Annotated in this window: 1 pseudogene; it reads right to left on the bottom strand. The window is 50.0% G+C overall.

Going from position 1 to position 524, the window contains the following annotated elements:
- Positions 1-20 precede the first annotated feature (20 nt).
- A pseudogene (locus IB264_RS35730) lies at positions 21-524 on the bottom strand (hypothetical protein); the annotation flags it as partial.

Below are 524 nucleotides of genomic sequence, written 5' to 3'. Positions count from 1 at the left end.
CCCCTTCTTCTCTCTATCTCTCATCCTTCTTCCACCCTTTCTCCTTTTCTTTTTTTCCTTTTTATCTCTCCCTCTCCCTTTTTATTTCCCTCTCTTCCCCGGCATCTTTTCTTCTTCAGTCTTCCTTTCCCTGATGTGGTCTTCCCGCTTATCCTTCTTCTTCCTTCTCTCTTTCCTCTTCCCCCCTTCCTCTCTCTCTCTTCTTCCTCTCTCCTCTTCCTTTTCCCTCTCCCCTTTTCTCTCCCTCTCTCTCTTTCTTTCCTCTCTTTCCTCTTCTCTCCCTCCCTCCTCTCTCTCCCTCTCTTTTTCTCCCTCCCCCCTCCCTTCCTCCCTCCCTTCTCCTCCCTTTCCCTCTCTTCTTCCTTCTTTTCTCTCCTCTCTTCTCTTTTCTTCTTTTTTCTCCTCCCCTTTTTTTCTTTTCTTCTCCTCCCCTTTCCTTTTCCTTTTCCCTTCTCCTCTCCTCTCCCCCTCTCGCCCCTTCCTTCAAGCGGCGCCAGGCTGTCGGCGGAATCGTGTACCTGGAC

This window comes from Ensifer sp. ENS11 (assembly GCF_014851895.1).
GTDB lineage: Bacteria > Pseudomonadota > Alphaproteobacteria > Rhizobiales > Rhizobiaceae > Ensifer > Ensifer canadensis.
This window is presented reverse-complemented; position numbering and strand designations above follow the sequence as displayed.